Annotated in this window: 26 protein-coding genes; 17 read left to right on the top strand and 9 right to left on the bottom strand. The window is 45.0% G+C overall.

What is annotated here, in order from left to right; genetic code table 11:
- Nucleotides 1-2: 2 nt before the first annotated feature.
- The gene (locus ABDK00_RS16375) at nt 3-764 is read left to right on the top strand and encodes a glycoside hydrolase family 25 protein (RefSeq protein ID WP_346236256.1); all 762 of its coding nucleotides are present in this window, start codon (nt 3-5) and stop codon (nt 762-764) included.
- On the opposite strand, the gene ABDK00_RS16370 is transcribed toward ABDK00_RS16375, so the two are convergent.
- The 3 genes from ABDK00_RS16370 to ABDK00_RS16360 form a co-directional block, all read right to left on the bottom strand.
- Nucleotides 765-1,682, bottom strand: coding sequence for a hypothetical protein (locus ABDK00_RS16370; protein WP_346236257.1), 918 nt, complete (start codon nt 1,680-1,682; stop codon nt 765-767).
- A 43-nt stretch (nt 1,683-1,725) separates the two neighbouring features.
- Nucleotides 1,726-2,331: an L-threonylcarbamoyladenylate synthase gene (locus ABDK00_RS16365; RefSeq protein ID WP_346236258.1), complete on the bottom strand. Its 606-nt coding sequence runs from the start codon at nt 2,329-2,331 to the stop codon at nt 1,726-1,728.
- 93 nt (nt 2,332-2,424) lie between these two features.
- On the bottom strand, nt 2,425-3,450 hold the full coding sequence (locus ABDK00_RS16360; RefSeq protein ID WP_346236259.1) for a 2-oxoacid:ferredoxin oxidoreductase subunit beta: 1,026 nt from the start codon (nt 3,448-3,450) through the stop codon (nt 2,425-2,427).
- 91 nt (nt 3,451-3,541) lie between these two features.
- On the opposite strand from ABDK00_RS16360, the gene ABDK00_RS16355 reads away from it, so the two are divergent.
- Nucleotides 3,542-3,934 (top strand): c-type cytochrome, encoded by a 393-nt coding sequence (locus ABDK00_RS16355; protein ID WP_346236260.1) that lies wholly within the window; start codon nt 3,542-3,544, stop codon nt 3,932-3,934.
- 13 nt (nt 3,935-3,947) lie between these two features.
- On the opposite strand, the gene ABDK00_RS16350 is transcribed toward ABDK00_RS16355, so the two are convergent.
- Together ABDK00_RS16350 and ABDK00_RS16345 are read right to left on the bottom strand one after the other, a co-directional pair.
- Nucleotides 3,948-5,741, bottom strand: coding sequence for an acyl-CoA dehydrogenase family protein (locus tag ABDK00_RS16350; RefSeq protein ID WP_346236261.1), 1,794 nt, complete (start codon nt 5,739-5,741; stop codon nt 3,948-3,950).
- 55 nt (nt 5,742-5,796) lie between these two features.
- Nucleotides 5,797-6,237, bottom strand: coding sequence for a MarR family winged helix-turn-helix transcriptional regulator (locus ABDK00_RS16345; RefSeq protein WP_346236262.1), 441 nt, complete (start codon nt 6,235-6,237; stop codon nt 5,797-5,799).
- Between the two features lie 182 nt (nt 6,238-6,419).
- Between ABDK00_RS16345 and ABDK00_RS16340 the strand changes: the two genes are divergently transcribed.
- Together ABDK00_RS16340 and ABDK00_RS16335 are read left to right on the top strand one after the other, a co-directional pair.
- Nucleotides 6,420-7,553, top strand: coding sequence for a glycosyltransferase (locus ABDK00_RS16340; protein WP_346236263.1), 1,134 nt, complete (start codon nt 6,420-6,422; stop codon nt 7,551-7,553).
- 82 nt (nt 7,554-7,635) lie between these two features.
- The gene (locus ABDK00_RS16335; RefSeq protein WP_346236264.1) at nt 7,636-8,715 is read left to right on the top strand and encodes an ABC transporter permease; all 1,080 of its coding nucleotides are present in this window, start codon (nt 7,636-7,638) and stop codon (nt 8,713-8,715) included.
- A gap of 29 nt (nt 8,716-8,744) precedes the next feature.
- Here the strand turns inward: ABDK00_RS16335 and cysK are convergent, their stop codons facing one another.
- Together cysK and epsC are read right to left on the bottom strand one after the other, a co-directional pair.
- Nucleotides 8,745-9,656, bottom strand: a complete 912-nt coding sequence (cysK, locus tag ABDK00_RS16330) for a cysteine synthase A (RefSeq protein WP_346236265.1) — start codon at nt 9,654-9,656, stop codon at nt 8,745-8,747.
- An 88-nt stretch (nt 9,657-9,744) separates the two neighbouring features.
- Nucleotides 9,745-10,578 (bottom strand): serine O-acetyltransferase EpsC, encoded by an 834-nt coding sequence (gene epsC / locus ABDK00_RS16325; RefSeq protein WP_346236266.1) that lies wholly within the window; start codon nt 10,576-10,578, stop codon nt 9,745-9,747.
- A 153-nt stretch (nt 10,579-10,731) separates the two neighbouring features.
- On the opposite strand from epsC, the gene ABDK00_RS16320 reads away from it, so the two are divergent.
- The 9 genes from ABDK00_RS16320 (at nt 10,732) to ABDK00_RS16280 (ending at nt 16,635) form a co-directional block, all read left to right on the top strand.
- Complete coding sequence (locus ABDK00_RS16320) at nt 10,732-11,571, top strand: ABC transporter ATP-binding protein (protein ID WP_346236267.1); 840 nt, start codon at nt 10,732-10,734, stop codon at nt 11,569-11,571.
- A gap of 11 nt (nt 11,572-11,582) precedes the next feature.
- Nucleotides 11,583-12,398, top strand: a complete 816-nt coding sequence (locus tag ABDK00_RS16315; protein WP_346236268.1) for a hypothetical protein — start codon at nt 11,583-11,585, stop codon at nt 12,396-12,398.
- 19 nt (nt 12,399-12,417) lie between these two features.
- Complete coding sequence (locus tag ABDK00_RS16310) at nt 12,418-12,789, top strand: GntR family transcriptional regulator (RefSeq protein WP_346236269.1); 372 nt, start codon at nt 12,418-12,420, stop codon at nt 12,787-12,789.
- A gap of 78 nt (nt 12,790-12,867) precedes the next feature.
- Entirely contained in the window at nt 12,868-13,647 is a 780-nt protein-coding gene (locus ABDK00_RS16305) for a hypothetical protein (RefSeq protein WP_346236270.1), read from the top strand.
- A gap of 36 nt (nt 13,648-13,683) precedes the next feature.
- On the top strand, nt 13,684-14,364 hold the full coding sequence (locus ABDK00_RS16300; RefSeq protein WP_346236271.1) for a DUF2461 domain-containing protein: 681 nt from the start codon (nt 13,684-13,686) through the stop codon (nt 14,362-14,364).
- Between the two features lie 134 nt (nt 14,365-14,498).
- On the top strand, nt 14,499-15,023 hold the full coding sequence (locus ABDK00_RS16295) for a YceI family protein (RefSeq protein ID WP_346236272.1): 525 nt from the start codon (nt 14,499-14,501) through the stop codon (nt 15,021-15,023).
- A gap of 80 nt (nt 15,024-15,103) precedes the next feature.
- Nucleotides 15,104-15,424: a DUF4157 domain-containing protein gene (locus tag ABDK00_RS16290; RefSeq protein ID WP_346236273.1), complete on the top strand. Its 321-nt coding sequence runs from the start codon at nt 15,104-15,106 to the stop codon at nt 15,422-15,424.
- A 66-nt stretch (nt 15,425-15,490) separates the two neighbouring features.
- A complete protein-coding gene (locus tag ABDK00_RS16285; RefSeq protein WP_346236274.1) occupies nt 15,491-16,282 on the top strand; it encodes a glycerophosphodiester phosphodiesterase in 792 nt (263 codons plus the stop codon).
- Nucleotides 16,283-16,293: 11 nt separating this feature from the next.
- Nucleotides 16,294-16,635, top strand: coding sequence for a PQQ-binding-like beta-propeller repeat protein (locus ABDK00_RS16280; RefSeq protein WP_346236275.1), 342 nt, complete (start codon nt 16,294-16,296; stop codon nt 16,633-16,635).
- 11 nt (nt 16,636-16,646) lie between these two features.
- Here ABDK00_RS16280 and ABDK00_RS16275 read toward each other — a convergent pair whose 3' ends face one another.
- Complete coding sequence (locus ABDK00_RS16275; protein WP_346236276.1) at nt 16,647-17,429, bottom strand: biotin--[acetyl-CoA-carboxylase] ligase; 783 nt, start codon at nt 17,427-17,429, stop codon at nt 16,647-16,649.
- Between the two features lie 139 nt (nt 17,430-17,568).
- On the opposite strand from ABDK00_RS16275, the gene rsfS reads away from it, so the two are divergent.
- The 3 genes from rsfS (at nt 17,569) to ABDK00_RS16260 (ending at nt 20,608) form a co-directional block, all read left to right on the top strand.
- On the top strand, nt 17,569-17,970 hold the full coding sequence (gene rsfS / locus ABDK00_RS16270; protein ID WP_428400345.1) for a ribosome silencing factor: 402 nt from the start codon (nt 17,569-17,571) through the stop codon (nt 17,968-17,970).
- 60 nt (nt 17,971-18,030) lie between these two features.
- A complete protein-coding gene (ftsH, locus tag ABDK00_RS16265; RefSeq protein ID WP_346236278.1) occupies nt 18,031-20,097 on the top strand; it encodes an ATP-dependent zinc metalloprotease FtsH in 2,067 nt (688 codons plus the stop codon).
- A 79-nt stretch (nt 20,098-20,176) separates the two neighbouring features.
- Nucleotides 20,177-20,608: a gamma-glutamylcyclotransferase family protein gene (locus ABDK00_RS16260; RefSeq protein ID WP_346236279.1), complete on the top strand. Its 432-nt coding sequence runs from the start codon at nt 20,177-20,179 to the stop codon at nt 20,606-20,608.
- Here the strand turns inward: ABDK00_RS16260 and ABDK00_RS16255 are convergent.
- Entirely contained in the window at nt 20,605-22,002 is a 1,398-nt protein-coding gene (locus ABDK00_RS16255; protein WP_346236280.1) for an MBL fold metallo-hydrolase, read from the bottom strand. The genes ABDK00_RS16260 and ABDK00_RS16255 overlap by 4 nt on opposite strands.
- Nucleotides 22,003-22,112: 110 nt before the next feature.
- On the opposite strand from ABDK00_RS16255, the gene ABDK00_RS16250 reads away from it, so the two are divergent.
- Entirely contained in the window at nt 22,113-23,321 is a 1,209-nt protein-coding gene (locus tag ABDK00_RS16250) for a hypothetical protein (RefSeq protein WP_346236281.1), read from the top strand.
- Nucleotides 23,322-23,490 lie beyond the last annotated feature (169 nt).

The following is a 23,490-nucleotide window of genomic DNA, read 5'->3' as shown; positions in this document are numbered from 1 at the left end:
CAATGGCTCGACGGGGAAAATATAATAATATCAAACTTCTTGCTTCTGTTTTTTTTGTTGCCTTTCTAATGGTGGCGCTTTTACAGTGGGTGCAATCCCGAAAAATAAAATTTGTGCATTACGATGCCTTTGGCATTGATATGCCGGTAGCATATGCCCTTCATGGTATTGACGTTTCGAGGTACCAAAAGAAAATCGCCTGGAATGGGGTGAAGGAGATGAATGTCAATAATATTCAATTGAATTTCGCCTTTATCAAAGCAACCGAAGGGCAGGGGCTTACCGATAAATATTTTAAATCAAACTGGCGCAATGCGAAGAAAGCCGGCATTACACGCGGCGCTTATCATTTTTTTATTGCCAGCCAGGACCCGGCTAAGCAGGCAAAACATTTTATTTCTAAAGTTAAACTATCCTCCGGCGATCTGCCGCCAGTTTTGGATGCGGAACAAGCCAGCATTTTTCCGGTCAACGTCTTTCGGCAAAAAGTGAGGGCCTGGCTTGCTATGGTCGAGGCTCATTATAACGTCAAACCCATTATATACACCAATGCAGCATTTTATAAAAAATACCTGGGGCCTGAGTTTGACAGCTATCCGCTTTGGGTGGCGCATTACTACGAAAAAAGAAAGCCGCGCATCAATAGGGAATGGACTTTTTGGCAACACAACGATTTAGGCAACGTTAATGGTATCGACGCCAAAGTGGATTTCAATGTTTTTAACGGTGATATTATTGCTTTTAATAAGCTGCTTATGCCCTGATCATTTTTTTCGGCCAGGGTAAATGGAAACTCCCAGCGAAAGCAGAAAATTTCTCGATTGCACATTGTAAGTATGCACATCTGGCGCCGGGCTATCGTCATTTCCATTCGACTTCGTCGTAAACGGATCTGTGGAAAAATTAAATCCCATATCAAGCTTCAGCCAGTCGTTATTTTTAAATCCGGTTTGCAATAAAATGGCTGGTTCAAATAAGCCGAATGTATTTCGGCGCGCGTCGTCATAACCCAGGATTTCTTCTTCCGACGTGGTATAGTTGGTTTTAATATTGTTCAACTTCAGCAAAGAAAACCGGGGTGCCACCGACATGCGCAGGTAATCGTTAAAGAAAAAGTTGAACGAAGGGTGCAGAAAATATTTCATGGTATGGGCCTGATAGCGCTTGAACCGTGCCGCGTCATACGGGTTGATGTTGTCTGTGGAAGACATGGCGCCAAAGCCAACACCGAGAACGCCGTTAAAATATACTTTATCGCTATGGCCCATGCGCGTATAAAATCCGGCTCCGATATCAAAACTGTAGCGGCTGTATCTTACTTTAGAATCCTGCTCCACATTGGTAAGGTCGTCATCGTTAAACCAGTCTTTCTCATCGCGATACATACCCGATCCTGTTAAAAGAAAGTGATCCGTAACGGCAACTGCCACTTGCCCGTCGAAGCCCAGGGAATGCGCAACCGATTCATAATTTTCTTTTTCATCTGACACCCCGGAAAATATTTTAGCCGGGTTGCCAGCTCCGGCAGCTGAAAATTTGAAATCGCCCTGTTGCTTGAAAAATGCAGCGTTGTGCACCGATGGCGAATGGATATACCGGGGGTTGGTGCAGGCGCTCAACAACGCCAAAAAGATAAAACTGAACAGGCTGGCTTTTGCATGGCAATCGTAGTAACTTTTCATGTCGTCAGATTTTAGTTTTTTAGATATAGAGGCAAAGGGAAAACTATTCCCATTTTCCGGCGCCCGTGCGAATCACTTCGTAGCTATCATTTACGCAATCGATAATGGTAGAAGGAATGCTTCCTCCCGGGCCGCCATCGATTACAATATCCACCAGGTTTTTATATTTCTCGTGGATAATTTCCGGGTCGGTATAATCCTCCACAAATTCGCCGGGAAGACTGGTGCTCAGGATGGGGTGGTCGAGTTCTTTTACTAAATGGTGCGCAATTTTATTATCAGGAATGCGCAAACCGATCGTGTCTTTTTTACTTTGTAAAATTTTCGGAACCTGTTTGCTGGCAGGCAGGATAAATGTATAAGGCCCTGGCAGGTGTTCTTTTAAAACGCGGTAAGTGGTATTTGATATTTGCCTCGCAAAGTCGCTTAAATGGCTCAGGTCGCAGCACACAAACGACAAATTGGCTTTTTTGGGATCGATTTGTTTGATGCGGCAAATTTTTTCAACTGCTTTTGTCTGATAGATATCACAGCCAAATCCGTAAATGGTATCGGTTGGATACACAATAATACCTCCATTTCTTAAAGTTTCTGCGACCTGTTTGATCAGCCGCTCCTGGGGGTCTTTCGGATGGATTCGGATAAGCATACGTACCGTAAAGTTAGAATTTTACAGTCTAATCCCCTGAAAACTATTGAGAGCCATCCGCCGTCGGGACGGAACGCCTCTTCAAATGTAGGTTTATTGAACGGTCCAGGTTTCTTTGCCTCTTAACAATGCATTCAAATCGGGGGCTTTACGGGCAATCGCATCCTCAAGTTGTAAGGACATCATTTCTTCATAACAAGGGCGATCGGTTTGATAGAAAACACCAAACGGCCGCGGCAAATGCCCTTCAATAGAAGGGTCATCGAAAATGCGGGTGAGTATTTGTGCTTTGTAAATATCCTGTTCGTCGTGTATCCAAAGATCGTCTGCGCTAAACCCTTCGCCTATGGTTACCACCTGCGGTTTAAATCCGTCTAGCCTCAAGCCTTTATTGGCTTCTGCGCCGAAAACAAGCGGTTTGCCCTGCTCTAAAAATAAGGTTTCGTTAGGCTTGGAGCTCTTTTCAGTAAACACTTCAAAAGCGCCGTCGTTGAAAATATTACAGTTCTGATAAATTTCAAGAAAAGATGCGCCTTTGTGTGCGTTGGCTCTTAACAACATGGCCTGCATATGCTTTGGATCGCGGTCCATAGTTCTGGCTACAAAAGTAGCATCGGCTCCCAAAGCCAGGGCAGCCGGGTTGAACGGATGGTCGATGCTTCCAAAAGGAGTTGATTTCGTTACTTTATTTTCCTCCGAAGTGGGGGAATACTGGCCTTTGGTAAGGCCGTAGATCTGATTGTTAAAAATCAGCAGGTTTACATCAAAGTTGCGCCTCAGTAGATGGATGGTATGGTTGCCTCCAATGCTCAGGCTATCGCCATCGCCGCTCACGATCCAAACGCTCAGCTCGGGCCGCGTGGCTTTCAATCCGCTGGCGATCGCCGTTGCGCGACCGTGAATCGAGTGCATCCCGTAGGTATTCATATAATACGGAAAGCGGCTGCTGCAGCCGATCCCCGAAATAAATACCATGTTTTCTTTGGGAATACCAAGGCCGGGCATAATTCTTTGCACCTGTGCCAATATAGAATAATCGCCGCAACCGGGGCACCAGCGTACTTCCTGGTCGGTGGCGAAATCTTTTGCTGTTAATGTGGGCGTTAAAACTTCTGACATCTTAAAATAAATCGGGTGCAAAGGTAACATTTTAGCAGGGGATTAGTTGTGCGAATGACAAATGCATGACGCTTTTAACGTAAATTGCTGTATGGCATATAAGAAATTACCGGTGGTGATGATGTTAATCGCCTGCCTCGTACTGGTCGGATTCGTTAATTCCAAGCCGGCGAAAGCGCGTAACTTAAAAGTGCTGCCCAAAGATATCAGCGAAGAAAAGCTGGACAGCCTCATGGAAACCTATAACCGGGGTTTGGGCGTGACCTGTGATTTCTGCCACGCGCAGGAAGTCAAAAACGGAGACACCACGTTGAATTTTGCTTCAGATGAAAATCCCGTGAAGGAAGAAGCCCGCAGAATGATGCGTCTGACGATCGACATTAATAAGAATTACTTCAATTATGACGCTGCCATTCACCCGGCCTATTTAACCAGGATTAGCTGTAACACCTGCCACAAAGGAAATGCCTACCCGGAAGAGTAGGCATTCAATTAGGCTAAAACGAATATTTTCCTGCTTTTAAAACGGCGTCGGCAATATGCCTGCGGGCAGCTTTGGCGTTGAAGGGAGCAGCTTTGGTAAATCTTTTTAGGCCCATCAATATCATCCGCTGCTCGTCGCCTTCGGCAAAGGCATTGATTGCGTCTTTACCACTTTTATTGATTTTGTCAGCCGCGTCGTAAAGGTAAGTCCGCATGACATCGAGATACAGGCCAGCTTTGTCATCTCCTTTGGTTTCGGCGATTTTCATCACTCTTAGCAAAACACTTTCTGCGTGGAAGGCTTCGATTGCCATATCCGCAATGTTCATTAAAACCTCCTGTTCGCTCTCTATCTGCATCATCAATTTCTGCGCGGCAGCGCCCGCCACCATCAAGATGGCTTTTTTAAAATTATCGATCAAACGCTGTTCGGCTGCAAATGCTGTTTCGTCATCCGTTCCAAAATCAGGAATACTCATCAGCTCCTTTTGCACATCCATCGCCGGCCCCATTAAATTGAGCCTGCCCTGCATCGCGCGTTTCAGGGTCATGTCTAAAGTCAGCAGCCTGTTGATTTCATTGGTCCCTTCGTAAATGCGGTTGATGCGGCTGTCGCGGTAAGCGCGCGAAATATTGTATTCGGCGCTGAAACCATTGCCGCCATGAATTTGCACGCCCTCATCCACCACAAAGTCCAGCAGTTCGCTGCCATATACTTTCAGTATAGCGCATTCAATCGCATATTCTTCTGCAGCGCCCAACAAAGCTTCATTAAAAGGTTTACCCTCCGCTATCAATTGCTTTTCCAGGTCATCGATCCATTTGGACGTGCGGTATAGCGCCGACTCGGCGGCGAAAATGCGAATGGCCATTTCTGCTATTTTGTGTTTAATAGCGCCAAAATTTGCAATCGGTTGTTTGAACTGCTCACGAGTTTGTGCATACTCCACGCTGGTTTGAAAAGCTTTTTTAGCCCCGCCCAAAGCTGCAGCGCATAATTTGAGGCGGCCAATATTCAGAATATTAAAGGCGATTTTATGGCCCTTGCCGATTTCTCCCAAAACATTTTCCACCGGTATTTTCGCGTCCTGGAAATATAGCTGAACCGTCGAAGAACCTTTGATGCCCATTTTTTGTTCTTCCGGCCCGTTGCTAAAACCTTCCATGCCACGCTCCACAATAAAACCCGTGAACTGCGTGCCGTCAATTTTAGCAAACACTGTGTACACCTGCGCAAAACCTCCATTGGTAATCCAGCATTTTTGCCCGTTTAAAATATAATGCTTGCCGTCGTCGCTGAGCTTGGCAGTGGTTTTGGCGCTCAGCGCATCGCTTCCGGCATTGGGCTCGGTTAGTCCGTAAGCTCCGGCCCATTCGCCCGACACGAGTTTGGGGATATATTTTTGCTTTTGTGCTTCCGTTCCAAAATATAAAATGGGCAGCGTACCAATGCCAGTGTGGGCGGCGATCGCCACAGAAAAAGAATGGCCTGCGCCCAGGTATTCGTTAATGATGGTGGAAGTAATAAAATCTTTTCCCAGCCCGCCATAGGTTTCCGGGAAGGCAGCGGAGAGCAGGCCCTGCTCGCCCGCTTTTTCAACCAGCGATTTCATCAAGCCCTCTTCCAGGCTGTCAATGCGATCGAGTTTAGGCCAAACTTCAGCATCTAAAAATTGGGTGCACATGTCTCTGATCATCAATTCTTCCTCGCCAAAATCTTCGCTGGTAAAGATGTCTGCTGGCTGCGATTTTTTGATGAGCCACTCGGCTCCTTTAATAATCTTTTGGGTTTCCGCGGCAGTGTTCATTGTTGTATAGTTTAAATTTTTTAAAAGCTCTAGAGCTACATTGCGACAAAGCGCGCTACGTCAGGTTATCATATACCTGTTTTAAAACTTTTCGGCAAACTTCGATATTGTCATTACTAACCCCAGATAGGGCTTCATCTACCGTTTCTGATGCAAAATGATGACACTGCGCTTCAATAGCTTTTGCCTTTTCGGTCAGTGTAATCAGGTTTTTGCGGCGGTCGGTTTTTGAAGGGCCTCTTTTCACCAGGCCCGATTTCTCAAGATTATCCACCAGCCGCGTCATGCTCGGCTTGTCTCTGAAAGTAGCCTGACAAAGATCCTGCTGGCTGATGCCGTCTTCCTTCCACAAATGATATAAAACGCTCCACTGCTCAATGGTAAGGCTCAGGCCTGCCGTGTTAAATTTCTTCTGCAATCGTCGCGCTATGGCAGTGCTGGCAACACCGGTTATAAAACTATATAGCTCGCTTTTCTTAAAATAGTTGTTTGACATATAGTTGTTTTAACAACCAATTAAAGTTAGGAAGATTTTGTAATTCTTGAAAGGGACTTATGATTTATTGATTTGGCTTAAGTGTCTTGTTTCTTCTCGCTCCGTCTCGCCTGATCGGTATCCCTCGGGCGTTTAAAATATTCGGACGTTAAAATCAAAAGGCAACACCCTACTTTTGCCGCATGGTGTTTCTCTTTTTGGCTGCATTGTTTCTGTGGGTCGTCTATGCGGTTGTGATTGTTTTTTATAGAAACGGCTGGAAGTCTTTACCAGATTACCAACCTAAAAACCTGTTGATACCAGAGATAAAATTTTCAGTTATTATTCCCGCACGTAATGAACAGGAAAATATCGGGCCGCTCTTAGAAAGCCTTTTGGCGCAGACCTATTCGAAGGAACTGTTTGAAATCATTGTGGTGGACGACCATTCGACCGATGCAACGGCGCAGGTTGTCCAGGGGTATGAGGGCGTAAAACTCATTCAGTTAAAAGAGGATCAGCTCAATTCTTATAAAAAGAAAGCCATTGAGACAGGGATTGCCGCGGCGCAACACGATTGGATTGTTTGTACAGATGCGGACTGTGTGGCCGGCGCCGGCTGGTTATCAACATTGTCGTCTTTCATAGAAGATCATGACCCTGTTTTTATAGCTGCGCCGGTGCGTTTTCGAAAATCAAAAAAGCCGATGAATGGTATACTGTACGTCTTCCAGGTATTAGATTTTCTCACACTACAGGGTATCACAGCTGCGTCGGTTCACAAAAAAAAGCACAGCATGTGTAACGGGGCCAACCTTGCCTACCGGCGCTCGGTGTTTTACGAAGTAGAGGGCTTTAAGGGCATTGATAAAATTGCTTCGGGCGATGATATGCTGTTGATGCATAAAATATGGAAGCTGTATCCCGAAAAGGTAAAATATTTAAAGTCAGCAGCGGCGATTATGGAAACCGAACCGGCGCTGACATGGAAAGCTTTTTTTAATCAGCGCATTCGTTGGGCCAGCAAAGCCACCAGCTACGACGATAAAAGAATATTTGTGGTGTTGCTGCTGGTCTATTTATTTAACGTTACGTTTTTGGTACTTGCGGTCGCAGCCTGCTTCGAAGCCGTCTATTTTTACGGGCTTTTGATTTTGCTGTTGTTGAAGACCATCATCGAAGCCCCTTTTGTGTATGATGTCAGCCGGTTTTTTGACCGGCAGGGGTCCATGAAATATTTTTTATTTTTTCAGCCGCTTCATATTTTGTACACCATTATTTCGGGCTTTTTAGGCAGTTTTGGAAAATATGAATGGAAGGGTCGGAAAGTAAGATAAACGCGGTAGCTGAAGGATCATCTATTTTAAAAACTAATTGATGTAATTTCGGCTGAAACAATTTTCACTTCGGTTAAGTATAATGTCTTTGAATTCGAATCATCCGGCATGGTCAAGGTTAAAGAAAAATAAAGGCGCCATGGCGGGGCTGTTCGTTATTGTCATGGCGGTGCTTACGGCAATTTTCTGCTACTTCATTGCGCCCGATGCTTCTCCCTATGCGAACCGCATTATTTTGGAAACCGGCGGCGAAAAGCCTGGTTTTGCAAGCCGCTTTCTTTTGGTAAAAAAAGAAAGACAACTGGCCGAAACGGGTTTTTTTAAACGATTGCTCAGCGGAAAGCCTGATCGCTATAATTATGTCCCCATAACGAATTATAAAATCAGCGGAGATAGCGTTATTGCTGAAAAATTTATTGACGAAGGGCTGACAGAACGCATTGCGTTTTCAAAATCTAATTTAGCCGACCAGCCCGTGGTAACCAAAAAATATCGGCTGGGCACCGACAGTTATGGTCGCGATATATTGAGCCGGCTAATTGTGGGCACGCGTGTAAGCCTGAGCGTTGGACTGATTACGGTTATTATATCTATCAGCATTGGTTTATTGTTGGGGTCGCTGGCGGGATACTATCGCGGTAAGACCGATGATGTAATCATGTGGTTTATTAATGTGATCTGGAGTATCCCAACCTTATTGCTGGTGTTTGCCATTACGCTGGCTTTGGGGAAAGGTTTCTGGCAGGTGTTCATCGCGATAGGGCTAACCATGTGGGTGAACGTGGCTCGTTTGGTGCGCGGGCAGGTATTGGCGGTGCGGGAGCTACAATATGTAGAAGCCGGCCGCGCATTGGGCTACAAAGATATTCGCATTATCGCGGTGCATATTTGGCCCAACATTGTCGGCCCGGTTTTGGTGATCGCCGCGGCAAATTTTGCTTCCGCCATTGTGATAGAAGCGGGGCTGAGTTTTTTGGGCGTGGGCGTTCAGCCGCCGATGCCGAGTTGGGGTTTGATGATTAAAGAAAATTATAATTTTATCATCACGCAAAATCCTATGCTGGCACTGGCGCCCGGTTTTGCTATTATGATCCTCGTTTTAGCATTTAATCTTTTAGGGAATGGCCTAAGAGATGCATTGAACGTCAAAGGAAAATTGTAAAAGCGGAATCGCGGCTACCGCCTCTCCAACTAAAAAAGCCCCTCAATACTCAAATACCTTTCTCCGGTATCGTAGTTGAAAGTCAACACCGTTGCGCCTTCGGGGATTTCGGATAATTTTTTAGCTACGGCTGCCAGCGCTGCGCCTGTTGAAATGCCTGCGAAAATGCCTTCTTCTAAGGCCAGTTTTTTCGCATATGCAAAAGATTCTTCTTTGGCCACCGTGATAGCGCCATCTAAAACGGAGGTCTTTAAAATCGCTGGGATAAAACCTGCGCCAAGCCCCTGCAAAGGATGAGGCCCGGCAGCGCCGCCACTGATCACGGGCGATTGTTCCGGCTCAACCGCAAATACTTTAAGGTTGGGAAACTTGTCTTTTAATATTTCTGCAACGCCGGTGATATGGCCGCCTGTGCCCACGCCCGTTATCAAATAATCAAGCCCCTCGGGGAAATCATTTAAAATTTCAGCGGCGGTTGTTTGCCGGTGTATTTCAGTATTGGCTTCGTTGTTGAATTGTTGGGGTATCCACGAGCGCGGCGTTGCAGCCGCTAATTCCTTAGCTTTTTCAATGGCGCCGGTCATGCCGCGTTCGCGGGGTGTTAAAACAAATTCTGCTCCGTAAACGCTCATCAGTTTTCTGCGCTCCAGGCTCATGCTTTCCGGCATTACCAATATCAATTTATACCCTTTAACGGCTGCTACCAAAGCGAGGCCGATACCTGTGTTGCCGCTGGTGGGTTCAATGATCACCGAATCTTTTGTGAGCAGTCCCTTTTTTTCCGCATCCTCTATCATGGCCAGCGCAATTCTGTCTTTGATGCTGCCGCCGGGATTAGCTTTTTCAAGTTTGATCCAAACCTGATGTTTTGAACCGAATAACCGATTGATTTTAACATGCGGCGTATGGCCAATGGTTTGCAGAATGTTTTGCGCTTTCAATGTGAAATGATTTAAATTTTTTAAAAAAACTAACGGCGGTTCGACACGCCGCGGAAATAAAATTAAATAATATCAGATGCCGCAGCAGTTAAATCACAAAATTTAACACGGATTCATCCGGTGGTAAAAGGTCCTTCACGTTTACTTCACTTTTATGATACACCACCGAATTGTGAGGCACGCTTGTGGTGAGCCACACATTACCGCCGATAATGCTGTCTTTACCAATAATCGTGTTGCCGCCCAAAATAGTAGCGCCAGAATAGATGACCACATTGTCTTCTATCGTCGGGTGCCGTTTAGTTGTAGCGAGTTCCTTCACAACGCTTAAGGCGCCCAGGGTAACGCCCTGATAAATTTTTACATTGTTGCCGATCAGCGTGGTTTCCCCAATCACGACGCCGGTGCCATGGTCAATGCTGAAGGAATGGCCTATTGTCGCGCCCGGATGGATATCAATACCCGTCTTTCCGTGTGCATATTCACTAAAAAGGCGCGGCAGGATGGGCACGCTATACCGATGGAGCAAGTGGGAAAGCCGGTGAACCGCTGTGGCGTAAAAACCCGGATAGGCCGCCATGACTTCCTCCAGCGATTTTGCGGCAGGGTCAGATTGCAATAAAGCCTCCGCATCTTTTAACAAAAGACTATAAATATTGGGCAATGCTTCAAAATAATGCGCCCGGATGTTTTCGATACGTTCCTCATCCTGGATGACATCGCGCAGCAAATGGCCAAACTTATCTTTCAGCGAATGGAGCTGGTCTCTCAACTGGGCTTCGCATTTGTGGTTGATATCATTTGGCAGAAAAAGCACGGTATATAACTCATCAATAAAACTTTCCACAGCTCCTTTATCAGGAAAGCCTGAAAAGCATTTTGAGTTTCTCTCAAAAAGGGATTTGATAAAATCTTCACTCATGATTTATCCTATTAACACAGTAGACAAATGTAGCAGATAAATAGGGAAATTTAAAATCGGCCGTTGCAGCGACGGGTAAAAAATATTTGGAAAGATTAAAAACATCCCTATTTTTGTAGTGTACTAATACGATAGTACACTAAATCACCAGTTATGATAACGATTCAAAACCTGCATTTTTCCTATCGAAACAAAAAGGTATTTAACGGGCTTTCCCTTTCGTTTTCGCCGGGGCATATCTACGGATTACTTGGAAAAAACGGAACCGGAAAATCAACATTGCTTAAAAATATTATCGGATCGCTGTTTCCTACCGGTGGTTCGATCGCAGCGCTGGGCCGCACGCCGGCAAAAAGAGAACCTGCATTTTTGCAGGATGTGTTTATCGTGCCTGAAGAGTTTTATCTCCCTGATGTTTCGATTGCAAAGTTTATAGCTTCCAATGCGCCGTTCTATCCACGATTTAATAAAGACCAGTTTGCAAGCTACTTAGGAGAGTTTGATATTCCGGCCGATAATAGTCTGCAGCAAATGAGTTATGGCCAGAAGAAGAAAGTGCTAATCAGCTTCGCGCTGGCTTGCAACACGGCGATCTTATTGATGGACGAGCCTTCCAACGGTTTGGACATTATGAGTAAAAGCCAGTTTCGAAAAGTGATTGCCGGCGCCATCGATGAAAACAAATGCATCATCATCAGCACCCACCAGGTTAAAGATCTCGAAAGCCTTATCGATCGTATTACCATCATCGATGAAGGGCGCATTTTGTTTGACCAGACGATCGAAAATATCAGCTCCAAACTTTCCTTTAAAGTGTCCTTCGACGATGCAGAAGTAAAGGAAGCTTTTTATAAAGAAGACGCTTTAAAAGGAAACGTGGTGGTGTCGAAAAACGAGACGGGCGTAGATTCTAAAATTGATCTGGAACTATTATATAAAGCTATCGTCACCAACGGCGATCAGGTAAATACATTATTCCAAAACCAATCTTAAACCTTATTTCTATGACTGCAAATTTTAGTTTAAACAGGCTCGGAAAGCTGATTGTGAAACAGTGGGTGGAACACCGCAGGCTTTACCTGGTATCCACCTTAGCGCTACTGGGACTTTTGGGTATTATTTTTATGATCTGGTTATCGACAACCGGCGATTATTTTGACGAAAACAGTTTGTACGTAACCGGCCTCTTCGGTCTTTTTATTACAGGGAGCATTTTCGCCGGCACCACTTTCAACATGCTGGGAGCAAAAGACAAAGGGATCTATTGGATCAGTTTCCCGGCCAGCCATGCAGAGAAGCTTTTCACCCAGTTGTTTTTTAATGTTATTGTCTTTACGATTGTTTATGCCTGTTGTTTCTTTCTGCTGAAAACATTAATGGAAGCCTACATTAATTTTTTGGTGGAAAGTGATCCATCGACCTACACCTTCAAGCGGGTGAATTGGAAGAAGGTGGATGGATCCGGCGATATGATGCCCATTTTCGTAAGCGCATTTTTTGCCGTACAGGCGGCGTTTTTGCTGGGTTCAGTTGCCTTTAAAAGATACGCCATCATTTTTACGCTGATTATTGTTGCCGTTATCTTTTTCTCCTATATTTTCTACCTATCGAAAATCTCCAATTATTATTTTAAAGGGTTCAATTTTGAATTGTTTAAGCTGGAAAGTTATCACTACGCCAATTCAGAGTTAAAGGAGACGTACAAAGAATACTTCGTATCTCCGGTGTTGAGAGAAACCTTGGTATTCTTTATGAAATACCTGATCGCTCCGTTTTTATGGTTGATCACGTGGTTTAAATTGAAGGAAAAGCAAATTTGATCACTGAAAGAAATTAACTATGCAATTCAATAATAATGCACAGGCTATTTATCTACAGATAGCGGATTATGTGTGTGAGAAAATAATGCTGAGGGAATGGATGCCCGATGGTAAAATTTCGAGTGTGCGGGAGCTCGCCATACAGTTGGAAGTAAATCCCAACACGGTAGCGCGCGCCTACGAATTTTTGAAGCAACAGGATATCATTTATGACAAGCGCGGCATTGGATATTTTATAACAACGGAGGGTAGCAAAAACGCCGCCAATTACCGGAAGCAGGAGTTTTTAGAAAAGGAGCTGCCTTTGTTTTTCAGGAATATGTACCTGCTAAATATCGAGCCCGAAGATCTGAAAGCCAAGTATGAAAAATTCAAAAAGCAATATTCCTGATTTTGTTTAAAAGATAAAAGATTCCATGCGCTGCCTGTCAGCGCACATCATGCAAATGCTGCAATAAAAACTAAAAACATGAAAACGAGTAACAAACTGCTGCTTCTTTTAATAGCCATCGTATTCGCTATTCCGCTTATAATGGTCATGGCATTTAAAAAGGCTATTAAGGAAGACAGATATATTGTCAAGAATAGATTTGGAATGGAAGATGTAGCCTTTAAAACATTGAAACCGTTTCGTGTGGTGAAGTTGGACGGAGGTCCGATAGCTAACCAGTTGAGGTGTAATATTAAGACCGGAAAAGACTACGCCTACAAGTTTGTTAATTATAATGCTGCGCGGTCTGAAGAGGGGCGTTCGGATAGCTGTAACATAAATTTCATCAAAGATACTTTGGTCATTACCTACAATACCAAAACAAATGAGGCGCTCAAAGCCGCGAATTATTATAACGGAGTAGAACTTGATTTAATCATTCCCCAGGAGGTAGCTGTTATCGCAGAGCGTGCAAAAGTTATCATCAACACAATCAAAGGCGACAGCCCGAAAAATATGGCGATTGACCTGGCGAAGGAGGCGGAGCTGGAAATAATGACAACTCTTAACAGGCATCCGGAGTTGAGTGATTCTCTTTCGGAACAATGCAGAGTATTGCTATCAAATTATACTATTAAAAGCAATGCATCAAAAGTGATGATAAGCGCGCACGCGCGCATAGTAAATCTAAAAATAGATGCGCAAAGTAATTCATGGGTTTCGATTGGTCAAAACGTTGTTATTGATTCCCTGTCAGGCAAGCTTTCGCCGGAGACTATTTTGGAGACGCCTTATAAACTCGCTAAATATTTCGAATAAGCATTCGTCAACATTAAGTTGTCTTACTACCTTAGCATGAAAAAATTGCTCATGCTTCAACCATCGACAATAAAATTTCTCAAAGCGCTTAAACTCAACAATAACAAACCCTGGTTCGATGAAAACCGTAAAGCTTACGAAGCGGCTCGTCAGGATTTTGCTGATTTTATTGATCAGGTCATTCAGTCGTTTGCTGTGAAAGATCCGTCCATAGCCCATCTCAAAGCAAAAGATTGTATGTTTCGCATCAATCGTGATATACGTTTTTCTAAAGATAAAACGCCTTACAAAACCAACTTCGGCGCATTCATCAATAGTGAGGGTAAAAAGTCAATGACTGCAGGTTATTATTTTCATCTGGAACCCGGCGCCAGCTTTACCGGCGGTGGTATGTGGCAGCCACCGGCTGATATGCTTGCAAAAGTCAGGCAGGAAATCGACTATAACCTGCCCGAGTTCGAGGCTATCATTTTAGCAAAAAAATTTAAAGCTACCTATGGCCCGCTGGCTTCAGAAGATGGGCAACTGTTGAAGCGTGTACCCAAGGGATATGAGCCCGATAATCCGGCAGCAGCATATTTAAAACACAAAAGCTTTGTGGGTATCATGGCCGTGCCTGACGCAGATCTGACGAGTAAAAAACTGTTGACCAAAGTCGGCGCTGCTTTCGAAACCCTGCAACCTCTCAACAATTTTTTGAACCGGGCCTTAGCATAGATCGCAACCGCATGAGGTTATTGGCTGCACCTGCCCGTTGCTTTTTTAGAAGAAAAAGCGGAAACTTAATCTATGTTAATGGGTGTTGAAACATCGGGCTTTAGCTTTGCGCTATTAATTAAAAAAAAAAATTTATGGCAACTTGGAAAATAGACACGATGCACTCAGACATCGGATTTAAAGTAAAGCACCTCGTTATCTCAACCGTGTCCGGCAAATTCAAAACCTTTGAAGGAACATTGGAAGCGAGTCAGGAGGATTTTTCTGACGCAAAAATTTCCTTTACTGCGGATGTCAGCAGTATTGACACCGGCGTGGCCGACAGAGATGCTCATTTGAGAAGTGCCGATTTCTTTGAAGTTGAAAAATTTCCGACGTTAAGTTTTGTTTCAACTAAAGTGGAAAAAGACGGTAGCGATTATAAGGTGACAGGCGATTTGACGTTGAAAGGCATCACCAAGCCGGTAACGCTGCAGGTAGAACATGGCGGGATTGGGCCCAACCTTTATGGCCAAACGGTAGCCGGCTTTGAGGTGGCAGCGAAAATCAGTCGCAAAGAATTTGGTCTCACCTGGAATGCTGTAACAGAAGCGGGCGGAATCGCTGTAAGCGACGACGTAAAGCTGGTAGCGAATGTAGAACTGGTTAAAGAGGCGTAAAAAAATAAACACGATCAGGATAATCGGCGGCTTTCAAATTTTTGAAAGCCGTTTTGTTTGCAGTTAACTTTGCCGGCAGCATGAAGCAGTTCAGCATAAAAGAAAATTCTTTGGTGGCAAAAATAGCGGCGCGCAAACTTGGAAGCAGCAATGCTGCCATCGTATTGGGAAACCGCATCCACCTTCATGGCGTTTCGAAAGCAGTGTTTTTGGCTAACGAAAAATGGCTGCGACACGAGCTGAAGCATATCGAGCAATATGAAAGGCTGGGGTTTCTTCGCTTTATAGCAACCTATCTCTGGCAGACCTTTAAAGTGGGGTATTATCAATGCGGACTGGAATGTGAGGCGCGGGCCGCAGAAACGGATGAGGAAATTACCAACCGTTTCAAACTGAAGTGAAAAAGAAACAATAAGGTAACGATGATTACTTCCAGATATTTCCCTTCTTTTTTATAAATTAGTCGGATGAATAAAGTCTTCCTCGCGCTTGCAGCCCTTGCTATGTATTTTTACAGCTGTGCGCCCGCCCGTCAATCAACCCAATCCACTGTGTCATTCTCCAACAAAGTCATTGCCCACAGGGGCGCGTTTAAAAACACCGGCGTGCCAGAAAATTCCATCGCCTCGCTGAAAGCCGCTATAGCGCTGGGCTGTGGCGGAACTGAGTTTGATATTCACATGACCAGCGACGAAGTTTTGGTCGTAAACCACGACCACGATTTTATGGGGATGCATATTGAGCAAAGCACTTATAAGCAATTGCTCGCCAAGCGTATGAAAAACGGCGAAAAAATTCCCACACTGGAAGCCTATTTGAAAGAAGGCTATAGCCAAAAGAAAACGGTTATGGTGGCTGAAATAAAAACTTCAAAAGTCAGCAAAGAACGGTCGCTGCGCCTGGCGACCAAAGTAGTGGAATTAGTTAGAAGCCTTAACGGGCAGGCGCAAACCGCTTATATCGCATTTGATTATGATGTATGCAAAAAGGTCCGCGCTTTGGAACCAAAAGCTCCTGTACAGTATTTGAATGGAGACGCTTCGCCGGAAAAACTAAAGGCCGACCGGTTGGACGCTGATTACCATTTCAGTGTTTTTCAAAAGAATAAAAACTGGATCAAAACCGCGAAAACACTGGGCGTTAAAACCAATGCCTGGACGGTAAATGATGAGCAGGTAATGGATGACTTTCTGGCGCAGGGCATCGATTTTATAACCACCAACGAGCCGGAGATCCTGTTGAAAAAGCTTGGTAAATAAAAAAAATATTTATGAGGATCGACAATAAATTATTTATTTACAGCAATGGCCGCGTGGCCGCGCTCGACAAGAAAAGCGGGGATATCGTTTGGGAGGTGAAGCTTAAGGAATATGTAAAAACCACGACCAGCTATGCGGTCGGCCAGTTGGCGCTCGAAGGGTCGAAACTTTATGTTGCGGTTTCAGGAATTGTGGTATGCCTGAATGCCGAGAATGGTTCGCTCGTTTGGAAAAACGAACTAAAAGGCTGGGGTTATGCTTTTGTGAACATGACGGGCGAGGGACTTGCCACCAGTGGTGCGGAAGCTGGCGCTGTGCAGGCAGCAAATGCAGCGGCCACGGGCGCGATGTAATTTTCAGTTTTTTAGAGCACCCAGTTGATTTCGCCAAATTCAAATGGAAGGTCCATATCCGTTTGAAGTACCAGCTGCCCACTGGGCAACACCGCTTTAACAATTGCTTCGAACCGTTCGCCATCTTTTTCAAAACATGCCGTTTCGCCCTTTTTATAAAGAAACTGGTTGTAGTTTTCCATTAGTGTTTGCGCTGAAGTTTCGCTCACCGTTTTTTCAAAAAAGCACATAACATCGTTTCTCAATTCTTCGGCCAATGCCAGGCAGTCGAATTGTTTCCCGGTTATCTGGCGCAGCGAAACCGGTTGCCGGTCGGTCACTGATGCAAAGGCGACCTGGTTGATATTAAGTCCTATACCCACCACGGCCCATTTCCAATCCGCGCCGCTGATCAGGTTTTCAATCAGGATGCCGCCCGCTTTTCTGTCCCGGAAAAAAATATCATTGGGCCATTTGATAGATATATCGCTTTGCGCGTATTTTTCAAAAAACCGCCTCACCGCCAGCGAAACGATCGCGCTAAGTAAAAATTGGCGTTGAAGGCCAATTTTTTTCGGATCGATAATGATGCTTAAGTGTATATTTTCGCCCGCTTTCGAATGCCAGGTTTTGCCGCGCTGGCCTTTTCCGGCAAACTGGTCGTGCGCGAAAACGGCCGCGCCATGCTTTATTTCCTGCCGGCTCGTCAGGTTCATTTCTTTCAAAAGCGTCAGGGCATAATTATTGGTGCTGTCTATTGTTAAAAGTTCGATTATCGGCGGAAAAGCCCAATTATCTACAGATTGTTGTGCCAAGATTCGTTATTTTTGAGCAAATTAAACAAGGAATAGGCAAACTTCAGCCAAATGCGTTGTAAACAACTGTCATTGCGTCGTAGTTTCCTGTTTTCCCTTTATTTCAAATGTTTTATTTTAATTAAAATCACATCTTATATTGGAACCTTTGGCTTCTTTGGCAAAAAGAAAAAATTCCGGCTCTGGAAAACTTTCTAAAAATTCAAAATTATTCAAAACCATCCTCGCCGCCATTCATGAAAAAAAGGGTGAAAAAGTGGTTGCCCTCGATCTGCGGAAAATCCCCGAGGCGGTTGCCGATTTTTTTATTGTGTGTGAAGCGCCCAGCCAGCCTCAGGTTAAAGCCATTGCCGACAATGTTGAAGACCGCGTAAAGGAAAATTGCGGGGAGAACGTCTTTCATAAAGAAGGTTTTCAGGGGTTGCAATGGGTATTAATAGATTTCGTGAATATTGTTGTCCATGTAATGCATCCTGAAAGCCGGAAATTTTATAATCTCGAAGAAATGTGGAGCGACGCCGCGGTGTCTGAGCATCCATAATTTTATAAATAGTTCATAAACAATTTAGAGGGTTTACGCCTTATATATCAAACACAAGAAATGGCTAAGCAGGAAAAGAGAAATAATCCGTTTTTTAATACTAATAATAAAAGCAATACGCCCGGGGAACCTAGAAAAACGCCCAGGTTTGGAAGTTATTGGGCTTTTATCATCATTTTGGCGATCATGCTCGCCTTTCAGCTTTTTAATCCCCTTGGTTCATCTTCAAAAAGAATTACGGAAGATGAATTCAAAACTTTAATCATTCAGGGCAAGGTTGGTAAATACGTGTTGGTGGATAATCGCAATATGGTGCGGGTTTGGGATTTGCGCGATTCTGCAAAAACTGCCGCCGACAACGATAAATCGCTTATTGGCGGAAGCCAGGAGCAGCAGCCACAATATTATTTTAAAATTTCTGACCCCGAACGTTTTCCAGAACGGATGAGCACTTTTTTTAAGGATCATCCTGAAGTAAAAAAGCCGGAGTCAGACGTCGATCCGGAAAGCGACTTTTTCGGCAAAGCGATTGGTTACCTGCTTCCTTTTGTGCTATTATTAGGTGTGTGGATTTTACTCATGCGTAAAATGAGCGGTGGCGCCGGCGGTGCAGGCGGCCCGGGTGGCATTTTCAGCATCGGAAAATCTAAAGCGACTTTGTTCGACAAAGGCACTAAAGTCAATATCACTTTTGCCGATGTGGCCGGGCTCGACGAAGCGAAGGGCGAGGTGATGGAAATTGTTGATTTTCTAAAAAATCCAAAAAAATATACCAGCCTCGGCGGTAAAATTCCGAAGGGAGCTTTATTGGTAGGGCCTCCGGGAACCGGTAAAACCCTGCTGGCCAAAGCAATGGCAGGGGAAGCGCAGGTGCCGTTTTTTAGCCTTAGTGGTTCCGATTTCGTGGAAATGTTTGTAGGTGTGGGCGCCAGCCGCGTAAGAGATTTGTTTAAGCAGGCGCGCGAAAAGGCGCCTTGTGTGATATTTATTGATGAAATAGACGCCATCGGTCGTGCGCGCGGCAAAAACGCCATGATGAGCAACGATGAGCGCGAAAGTACGCTCAACCAGATGCTGGTGGAAATGGATGGGTTTGGAACAGATTCAGGTATTATCGTGCTGGCCGCAACCAACAGGCCGGATGTGTTAGATTCGGCGTTACTGAGGCCGGGCCGCTTCGATCGGCAGATTTCTATCGACAAACCCGATCTTGCCGGCCGCGAAGCGATATTTAAAGTGCATCTCAAAGAAATTAAAACGTCAAAAAACCTGGATATTCACAAACTGGCGGCTCAAACACCGGGCTTCGCCGGGGCCGATATCGCGAACGTCTGCAACGAAGCGGCTTTGATCGCTGCGAGAAAAGACAAGCAGGACGTGGAAATGCAGGACTTCAACGATGCAATTGATCGTATTATTGGCGGACTGGAAAAGAAAAACAAAATTATTCTACCCGACGAAAAACGTGTTATCGCCTATCACGAGGCAGGCCACGCGGTTACAGGTTGGTTTTTGGAACACGCTCATCCGCTGCTGAAAGTAACAATCGTTCCGCGCGGGACGGCGGCTTTGGGATTTGCGCAATATCTGCCTAAAGAAAAATACCTTACGCTCACCGAAGAGCTTGAAGACGATATGTGCATGACGCTCGGCGGAAGAGCCAGTGAAGAAACCTTCTTTGGAAAAATATCAACCGGCGCGCTCAGCGATTTGCAACAGGTAACCCGCACGGCTTACGCAATGGTAAGCGTTTACGGTATGAACCAACGCATAGGTAATATTTCTTTCTACGATCCGCAAAACGAAAACGGTTTTCATAAACCTTATAGTGAAGAAACCGGCAAGCTGATTGATGAAGAAGTGAAAAAACTTTCTGACAAAGCTTATGCGCGTGCGAAAGCGTTGATCGAGGAAAAGAAAGAGGAAGTGCGGATTATCGCTGAAGAATTGTTGCAAAAAGAAGTTTTGTTTAAAGACGATTTGGAAAGATTAATTGGTAAAAGGCCTTTTGAGGAAAAGAAAACTTTGCCTGAAGTGGTGCTGCCAACAACAAGCGGAGATGTGGATCCTAACGCAATTTTACCCATCGAGGAAAATAAAGACACGCCGCCGGCGAATGCTGAATAATAGACGGCATGTGATAGAGCACTTGAGGATTTGTTTTGCTAGTCGCCGGTAATTTTTAAATTTGGCTACCAATAACTTTATGCAAACACACAGTCATTTTCTTTTTGTGTATGGATCGCTTTTAAGCGGGTTCAAAAGCCCGGCCTACGAATACCTTTCCCGCTATTTCCGGCTGAAAGGCCCCGCGCAGGTCAAAGGAACTATTTATGATATGGGCACTTTCCCCGTGGGAACGGCTATCGACACGGGGCGGTTTATCAAAGGTGAACTTTATGAAATCAAAAACCCCAAGGAACTTTCGTTTATTTTAGCGCAGTTAGACGATTATGAAGGCCTTTACCCGGATGACGGGGAAGATATCTATTATAACCGTTCGCTGGTCGACGCCACGCTTTTAGAAACGAATGAAGCCATCGTTTCCTGGATCTATTGGTATGTTAAAGATGTAAGCGGTAAGCCGGTTCTGGAATCGGAAAACCTGATGGATTATTTGCGTCAGAGGGATAATTAATGCTGATGGCTTTTACCCGAAGTAATCTTGAAGGCTTCGCTTTCTTTTATGGATTTGAAGCCGCCGGTAACGTTTACCACTTTTTCAAACCCGCGTGCTTTTAAAATAGACGCGAAAGCCATGGAGCGGTATCCTCCGGCGCAATGAATATATTGTGTTTCATTCCGATCGATATCCGAAAAATGATCATTAATATAATCTAACGGAAAATTTTGCGCTCCCGCAATATGGCTTTCCTCAAATTCGTTTTCTTTTCTGACATCAATAATAGAAGGATTTTCTTTTTCTGACAACGACCTTGCGTCGATGTTTTGAATATGATCTAATTCCTTTTTCCAGGCCTCAATACCGCCTTGCAAATAACCCAGGCAATTATCGTAGCCTACCCTCGAAAGCCTCGTTACCACTTCTTCTTCGCGCCCTTCATCGGTCACGAGCAGCAACGGTTGTCTTACATCTGGGATCAAAGTGCCTACCCAGACGGCAAAGCTTCCATCAATCCCAATATTAATAGAATTGGGAATAAACCGCTCGGAGAAGTCTGCTGCGCTGCGCGTATCAAGGATAATAGCGCCCGTGTGATTGGCCGCCGCCTCAAAGGCTTCGGGTGTTAAAGGCTGAGTGCCGCGCTCCAGCACCTCGTTAAAATTGTCATAGCCTTCGATATTCATTTTCACATTCTGCGGAAAATATTGTGGCGGCGCAGTGAGCCCTTCCGTTACCTGGTTTACAAACTCCTGCTGGCTTAGCGCCATATTGAGCGCATAATTAGTGCGCTTTTGATTTCCCAGGGTGTCGCTGGTTTCTTTGCTCATATTTTTACCACAAGCGCTTCCGGCGCCATGAGCAGGATAAACCATCACGTTGTCCGGCAGGGGAGCGATTTTATTGCGCAGCGAATGAAATAACATCCCCGCAAGTTTTTCTTGGGTGAGGTCAGCCGCCACTTTTTGCGCTAAATCGGGGCGGCCTACGTCGCCAATAAATAAAGTATCGCCTGTGAAGAGCGCTTTTTCTTTACCGGTTTCATCCAGCAAAAGATAGCAGCAGCTTTCCAACGTGTGGCCGGGCGTATGAATCAGGCGCAATTTTATCTTCCCGAGATCAAATTCCTGCCCGTCTTTCGCAATCAGCGCATCGTAGCCGATAGGCGCGTCGGTTGGCCCGAAAACGATTTGGGCGCCTGTTTGAGCCGCCAGGTCAATATGCCCGCTGACAAAATCAGCGTGAAAATGCGTTTCAAAAATATACCGGATCGTTACGCCGTCTTTTTTGGCCCGGGCAATATAAGGCTCAATTTCCCGCAGCGGATCAATGATTGCAGCTTCTTTTTCAGAAGTGATATAATAAGCGCCCTGGGCAAGGCAGCCGGTATATATTTGTTCGATTTTCATAATAAACGTATTAGATATGACAAATTACCTTAAAATTTGTTTAACACGATAAAAAATGACGAATAGCCGCCAGGCGCCTGTTGTATTGCCGAAACACCGTATTTTGCAGCATGCAGTTTACAGATGTTATCGGCCAGCAACAGTTAAAGACAGAGTTGACCGAATTGATGCAGGAAAACCGGTTGGCGCATGCGATGCTTTTTCTGGGTAAAGAAGGCAGCGGCGCGCTGCCGCTTGCTTTGGCTTTTGCAAAATATATTGTTTGTGAAAAGGTAAACCGCCCCGCCATCTCCGACGCGCCCTCTTTGTTTGGCGGCGGCGAAAGCCCGGATGATGGAGCACCTGTAAAATTAGACGCCGCTTGCGGCGTTTGTGCAGCCTGTCAAAAAGCAGCCGACCTGGTTCATCCCGATATACATTTCAGTTATCCCGTGGTGACCCGGAAAGCAGGCACGCCGCCCGTAAGCACGGATTATATCACTGAATGGCGTTCTTTTATTAAAGCTTATCCCTACGGCAATGTGTACGACTGGCTACAATTTATCGGGGCTGAAAATAAACAGGGTAATATCACTGCCCACGAGTGTAATGATATCATCAGAAAACTCAATCTGAAAAGTTTTGAGGGAGGCTACAAGGTATTGGTCATGTGGCTGCCCGAGTATCTTGGCGCCGAAGGCAACAAACTGTTGAAACTGATTGAGGAACCACCGGCAAAAACCGTTTTTCTGCTGGTCGCGGAAAATGAGAGCCAGATTCTGCAAACTATACTGAGCAGGTGCCAGCTGATCAAAATACCCCAACCGTCAGACGAAGAAATCAGGAATGCTTTAGTAACGCGGAATAAAGCCGACGAAGAAACCGCCATGCGGGTGGCTGCGCTTGCGGAAGGGAACTACCGGGAAGCGATGCAAATTTTGCAGCATTCTGATGAAGACTGGCAAAGGCTGTTGCGAGACTGGCTGAACAGTATCATGAAAACCGGCCCCGTGGCTCAGTCAAAATGGGTGGAAGAGGCAGGCCAGTTGGGGCGCGAGGGGCAAAAGCAATTTTTAAGATATTTCAATCACCTGCTTCGAACGGCGTTGCGTTTGAGGGTCATACCCGACCTGGCGGAACAATATCCCGAAAGTGAACGCGATTTTGCGCTGCGGCTCAACCGCATCACCAGTATAGAAAAGCAGCAGGCCATTATCGAAGAATTAGACAAAGCCACTTATTATATTGAGCGAAATGCCAATGGCAAGATGTTGTTTATGGCACTGACCATTAAAATTTATCATATCATTCAGCACAATGTTGTATTTTTGATTGATTGAGGCGATCGGAAACCGGGGCGATTTTTGAATTTTTAGAAGCAAACGAATAGTGGGGTTTTGGAAATGGGAGCGAAATGATTTTTATTCTTCTTTCATGAAGATTTTTTAATAAACTGATTTTCAGTTTTTTATCATAAGTGAATAACAACGGCCTCTTTGCCGTTGTTTT

This window comes from Niabella insulisoli (assembly GCF_039652435.2).
Taxonomy (GTDB): domain Bacteria; phylum Bacteroidota; class Bacteroidia; order Chitinophagales; family Chitinophagaceae; genus Niabella; species Niabella insulamsoli.
This window is presented reverse-complemented; position numbering and strand designations above follow the sequence as displayed.